This window comes from Spirillospora sp. NPDC049652 (genome assembly GCF_040675125.1).
Classification (GTDB): Bacteria; Actinomycetota; Actinomycetes; order Streptosporangiales; family Streptosporangiaceae; genus Spirillospora.
Genome location: NZ_JBFAOF010000481.1, coordinates 1 through 5372, shown reverse-complemented (window position 1 = coordinate 5372; position 5372 = coordinate 1). Strand labels below are relative to the sequence as shown.

General features: G+C 70.4%; 5 protein-coding genes. All 5 read left to right on the top strand.

Annotated features, from left to right (window positions below; translation table 11 throughout):
* Window positions 1-559 precede the first annotated feature (559 nt).
* The 5 genes from pip to thpD all read left to right on the top strand — a co-directional run bounded on the left by pip (window position 560) and on the right by thpD (window position 5348).
* Window positions 560-1522: a prolyl aminopeptidase gene (gene pip, locus AB0J52_RS25700; RefSeq protein WP_500184810.1), complete on the top strand. Its 963-nt coding sequence runs from the start codon at window positions 560-562 to the stop codon at window positions 1520-1522.
* Window positions 1523-2112: 590 nt separating this feature from the next.
* Window positions 2113-2643, top strand: a complete 531-nt coding sequence (gene ectA, locus AB0J52_RS25695) for a diaminobutyrate acetyltransferase (RefSeq protein ID WP_500184808.1) — start codon at window positions 2113-2115, stop codon at window positions 2641-2643.
* A gap of 103 nt (window positions 2644-2746) precedes the next feature.
* Complete coding sequence (gene ectB, locus AB0J52_RS25690; RefSeq protein WP_500184806.1) at window positions 2747-4009, top strand: diaminobutyrate--2-oxoglutarate transaminase; 1263 nt, start codon at window positions 2747-2749, stop codon at window positions 4007-4009.
* 32 nt (window positions 4010-4041) lie between these two features.
* A complete protein-coding gene (locus tag AB0J52_RS25685) occupies window positions 4042-4446 on the top strand; it encodes an ectoine synthase (protein ID WP_500184805.1) in 405 nt (134 codons plus the stop codon).
* A complete protein-coding gene (gene thpD / locus AB0J52_RS25680; RefSeq protein WP_500184804.1) occupies window positions 4443-5348 on the top strand; it encodes an ectoine hydroxylase in 906 nt (301 codons plus the stop codon). Before AB0J52_RS25685 ends, thpD begins: the two co-directional genes overlap by 4 nt.
* Window positions 5349-5372 lie beyond the last annotated feature (24 nt).

Sequence of the window (5372 nt, the reverse complement as noted above, 5' to 3'; positions counted from 1 at the left end):
GGCCAGGCCGAGTCGGCGCCCGGGACCCCGCGCGAGCCGCCGGATCCGTTCAGTTCGCTCACCGCATCCCTCGCCTGCGTCCAGCGAGCCGTGACCCGGGGCGGGCCGGTCGCTCGGGGGGCTCCGTCGCGATCGCGGCGCTCTCCGCCGCACGGCTCGTCGCTTCGCTCACCAAAGGCACTCTAGTGCCGCCGCGTAGAGCGTTTGCCCAGTTTGGGGTTCCGTTCCTCGCTCCTCACGATCACGTGGCGACCAGGCCAGCGCGGAAAATCACAGCTCACTCCCCTTCACCCGGACTCGTCGGGCGGCCGGATCCGGGCGATCACCGGATTCCCCGCCGGGCGCGGCCCGAACCGTTCCCGACATCCCTTTCGCGGATTTCTTCGTGATCCATAGGGGTCGGCGAGGTTCGTCCGGCCGGACGTGCCGCCCGGGCGCGTCGGCGTCCGCGTCGGGCGTCGGGCGCGGCCGTTGTGCCAGGGTGTGCCCCGTCGGCCCCGCACACGGGGCCGGTCCTCACCAGGACGTACTGACGGGAGTGTCGAGCATGGCGACCGAACTGCGCACCCTCTACCCGCCGATCGAGCCGTACGAGACAGGGATGCTCGAGGTCGGCGACGGCGAGCGGGTCTATTGGGAGGTGTGCGGGAATCCACAGGGGAGACCGGCCGTGATGGTGCACGGCGGGCCGGGCGGCGGGTGCAGCCCGGACCACCGCCGCCAGTTCGACCCCGAGCGCTACCGGATCGTGCTGTTCGACCAGCGCAACTGCGGCCGCAGCACCCCGCACGCGTCCGACCCGGCGGTGTCGCTGGAGGACAACACCACCTGGAACCTGGTCGCCGACATGGAGCTGCTGCGCGAGCACCTCGGCATCGACCGGTGGCTGCTGTTCGGCGGGTCGTGGGGCAGCGCCCTGTCGCTGGCGTACGCGCAGACGCACCCGGAGCGGGTCACCGGGATGGTCCTGCGCGGCATCTTCACCCTGCGCCCGTTCGAGCTCACCTGGTTCTACGAGGAGGGCGCGTCGCTGCTGTTCCCGGACCTGTGGGAGCAGTACCTCGCGCCGATCCCCGAGGACGAGCGGGAGAACATGCTCGCGGCCTACCACGAGCGGCTGAACTCCCCCGACCGCGGGACGCGGGAGGAGGCGGCGCGCGCGTGGGCCACCTGGGAGGGCGCGACGGTGTCGCTGCTGCCCGACCCCGAGCGGGTCTCGGAGTTCGGCGAGCCGGACTACGCGGTCGCGTTCGCGCGGATCGAGAACCACTACTTCGTCAACGACGGGTTCTTCGAGTACGAGCAGCTCATCGCGGACGTCGACAAGATCCGGCACATCCCGGCGGTGATCGTGCAGGGCCGGTACGACGTGTGCACCCCGCCCGCGACGGCCTGGGACCTGCACCGGGCGTGGCCCGAGGCGGAGTTCCACCTGGTGCCGGACGCCGGCCACGCCTACACCGAGCCGGGCATCCTGCACCGCCTCATCGAGGCGACCGACAGGTTCGCCGACAAGGACTGACCCGGTCACCAGCCGCCGGACGGTGTCGCGCGGGCCGACGGGGCGGGCTGACAGGGCGGACGTCCGAGCGGCCCCTAAGCGGTTTCCCGAAGGCCGCCAGAGGGGCCCGGCGGGCGTCGGGACCGCCGAAAAGGCGGTTTCGGCGCCGTCCGGCCGCCCGACTTTCCGGCCGCTGGCCTGCGAGTCCTCCAGAAGGGCCCCACGCTTTGGCGTGGGGCCCTTCCGCGTCGCGGCACCTCGCCCTACCGTGATGCCAGAGGGCTCCGGCGGACGCGACGCGTGCGGGGCACCTCGCGATGACATCCAGGTGTTGTGATTCACCTCACACAATTGAGACCGGGCGTCCCGGGGCCGGACGCCGCCGGGGCGGTGGAGCCCCTCGCGCCGCGCCGGCGCGGGCCGGGCGGCCGGGAGGACGGCGTCTCCCCTGGGCAGCCCCCGAAATGGCGGGCCCGGAAATCGCCGAAACGCGCGCGAAACATCCCGGAAAAATGCAAGCGGGTCACCCTACCCGCTCACGCCATTGCCAAACATCGCGCATATAACGAAAAATAACGATGGGTCCCAGGGATTCGCTAAGTTTCCTGGACATGGCAGTGCTACCGATCAGTTCCGCCACCGACCCGTCCGATACCGGCACCGGATTCGTGCTCGCGGAACCGACCCTGCGAGACGGACCGGACCTATGGCGCATGGCCCGCGAGTCCGAAGTCCTCGACGTCAATTCGCCGTACAGCTACACCCTGTGGTGCCGGGACTTCGCGGCGACCTCGATCGTGGCCCGCGAAGGCGACCGGCCGCGCGGGTTCGTCACCGGCTACGTCCGCCCGGACGCCCCCGGAACGCTGTTCGTGTGGCAGGTCGCGGTCGACCCCGAACGGCGCGGGCTCGGGCTCGCCCGCCGCATGCTGGACGGCCTCGCCGAGCGTCTGACGCCCCGCGGCGTCCACGCGATGGAGGCGACCGTCACCGCGAGCAACACCGCCTCCGCGGCCCTGTTCAGCTCGTTCGCCCGCGACCACGGCGCCGAGCTCGTCCGGATCCCGCTGTTCGGCCCGGAACTGCTGGACGGCCACGAGGCCGAGGCCCTGTTCCGGATCAGCCCGCTGGGGACCGACTGACCGCGCCTCCGCGACCCGCCCGCAGCCCCTCCCGACCACCCCACCGCTCCCCGACCCAGCACCCCGTCACCGCCACCACAAGCTTCGACCCCCGGAGGTCCAGATGGACGTTTTCGCACGCCTGGAATCGGAAGTCCGCGGTTATTGCAGAGGCTGGCCCACGGTCTTCACCACCGCACGCGGCAGCCGGCTCACCGACGAGAACGGGCGCACCTTCCTCGATTTCTTCGCAGGCGCCGGAACGCTCAACTACGGACACAACGACCCCGCCCTGAAACAGCGGCTGCTGGACTATCTGGCGGCGGACAACATCGTCCACTCGCTCGACATGCACACCGCCGCGAAACGCCGCTTCCTGGAGAGTTTCGACGAGATCGTGCTGAAGCCGCGCGGGCTCGACTACAAGGTCCAGTTCCCCGGCCCGGCCGGCAACCACGCGGTCGAGGCGGCGCTGAAACTGGCCCGCAAGTACACCGGCCGCGAGACGGTCGTGTCGTTCACCAACGCCTTCCACGGCATGACGCTCGGCGCCCTCGCCGTCACCGGCAACTCGATGAAGCGGACCGGCGCGGGCGTCCCGCTCGGGCACGGCGTGGCGATGCCGTACGACAACTACCTCGACGGCCGCACCCCCGACTTCCTGCTGTTCGAGACGATGCTGGACGACTCGGGCAGCGGCCTGGACAAGCCGGCCGCGGTGATCGTGGAGACCGTCCAGGGCGAGGGCGGCATCAACGTCGCCTCCCCCGAGTGGCTGCGCGGGCTGGCCGACCTGTGCCACCGGCACGGGATCCTGCTGATCGTCGACGACGTCCAGATGGGCTGCGGCCGGACCGGTCCCTTCTTCAGCTTCGAGGAGGCCGGGATCACCCCCGACATCGTCTGCCTGTCCAAGTCCCTGTCGGGCTACGGGCTGCCGTTCGCGATCACCCTCATGCGCCGTGACCTGGACGTCTGGGAGCCCGGCGAGCACAACGGCACCTTCCGCGGCTTCAACCCGGCGTTCGTCACCGCCGTCGGGGCCCTGGAGGACCACTGGACCGGCGAGGGCATGGAGAAGCAGACCCTGAGGAAGGGCCAGCAGATCAAGCAGGCGCTGGACGAGATCGCCCTGGAGCACGCCGGGGCGATCGCGGACGTGCGTGGACGCGGCCTGGTCTGGGGTATGGAGACCCGTGACCCGGAAACGGCCGCCAGGATCTGCGCCGAGGCGTTCGGCCGCGGGCTGCTGATGGAGACCTCCGGGCCGAACGACGAGGTCGTGAAGATGCTGCCGCCGCTGACCACCACCTCCGAGGAGCTGACCGAGGGGCTGGAGCTGCTGGCCGAGTCGGTCGCCGCCGTCCGCACCGCCGTGCCCGCCTGACCCGACCGGATCCCGACCCGAGGAGCACCCGAATGATCGTCCGATCGCTGAACGAGATCGTCGGCACCGACCGGGACGTCCAGGCCGAGACCTGGGCGAGCCGCCGCCTGGTGCTGGCCAGGGAGAAGGTCGGCTTCTCGCTGCACGACACCGTCCTGTACGCCGGGACCGAGACGCGGATGTGGTACGCCAACCACATCGAGGCCGTCTACTGCATCTCCGGCGAGGGCGAGCTGGTCAACGAGGAGACCGGCGAGACCCACCGCGTCGAGCCAGGCGTCATGTACCTGCTGGACGGCCATGAACACCACATGCTGAGGGCCTTCACCGACGTCCGCACGGTCTGCGTGTTCAACCCGCCGTGCACCGGACGCGAGGTCCACGACGAGAACGGCGTCTACCCGCTGATCACCGAGCAGGAAGGAACGCACGCGTGAGCGTGATCGAGACCCATCCGAGCATCGACGACGCCTATCCGACCCGCAAGTGCGGCGAGGCCGCGCTGCTGTACCGGCAGGACCCGGTCGTCTACGGATCGGCCGCCGACGGGCCGATCGACGCGCCCACCCTCGAGGGCTACGACGCCAACGGCTACCTGACCATCGACCGGCTGCTGACGCCGGAGGAGGTCGAGACCTGCCGCGCGGAGCTGCGCCGGATGGCCTCCGACCCGGCCGTCCTCGCCGACGAGCGGACGGTGACCGAGCGCGGCACCGACGAGGTCCGCTCGATCTTCGAGGTGCACCGGACCAGCGAGGTGTTCGCCCGGCTGGCGCGCGACGAGCGGGTGGTCGGCCGGGCCCGGCAGATCCTCGGCTCGGACGTCTACGTCCACCAGAGCCGGGTGAACTACAAGCCGGGGTTCACCGGCAAGGACTTCTACTGGCACTCCGACTTCGAGACCTGGCACGCCGAGGACGGCATGCCGCGCATGCGGGCGGTGTCGATCTCGATCGCGCTGACCGAGAACCACGTGCACAACGGCGGGCTGATGATCATGCCCGGTTCGCACCGGACGTTCGTGACGTGCGTGGGCGAGACCCCCGAGGAGCACTACCGGGAGTCGCTGAAGAGCCAGGAGATCGGCACGCCCGACCAGGGCAGCCTGTCGATCCTCGCCGACAAGCACGGCATCGAGCTGTTCACCGGCCCGGCGGGCTCGGCGACCATGTTCGACTGCAACTGCATGCACGGCTCGAACGGCAACATCACCCCGTTCCCGCGGTCGAACGTGTTCATCGTGTTCAACAGCGTCGAGAACATCTGCGAGGAGCCGTTCTCCGCCCCGTCGCGGCGGCCCTCGTTCATCGGCGCCCGCGACTTCACCCCGATCCGCTGACGCGCCGGTAGCCGCCCGGCGGCG

What these genes read in the sequence shown, in the direction of transcription:
- ectA (WP_500184808.1), top strand. Translation starts at nt 2,113, where the DNA reads ATGGCAGTGCTACCGATCAGTTCCGCCACCGACCCGTCCGATACCGGC.
- ectB (WP_500184806.1), top strand. Translation starts at nt 2,747, where the DNA reads ATGGACGTTTTCGCACGCCTGGAATCGGAAGTCCGCGGTTATTGCAGA.
- AB0J52_RS25685 (WP_500184805.1), top strand. Translation starts at nt 4,042, where the DNA reads ATGATCGTCCGATCGCTGAACGAGATCGTCGGCACCGACCGGGACGTC.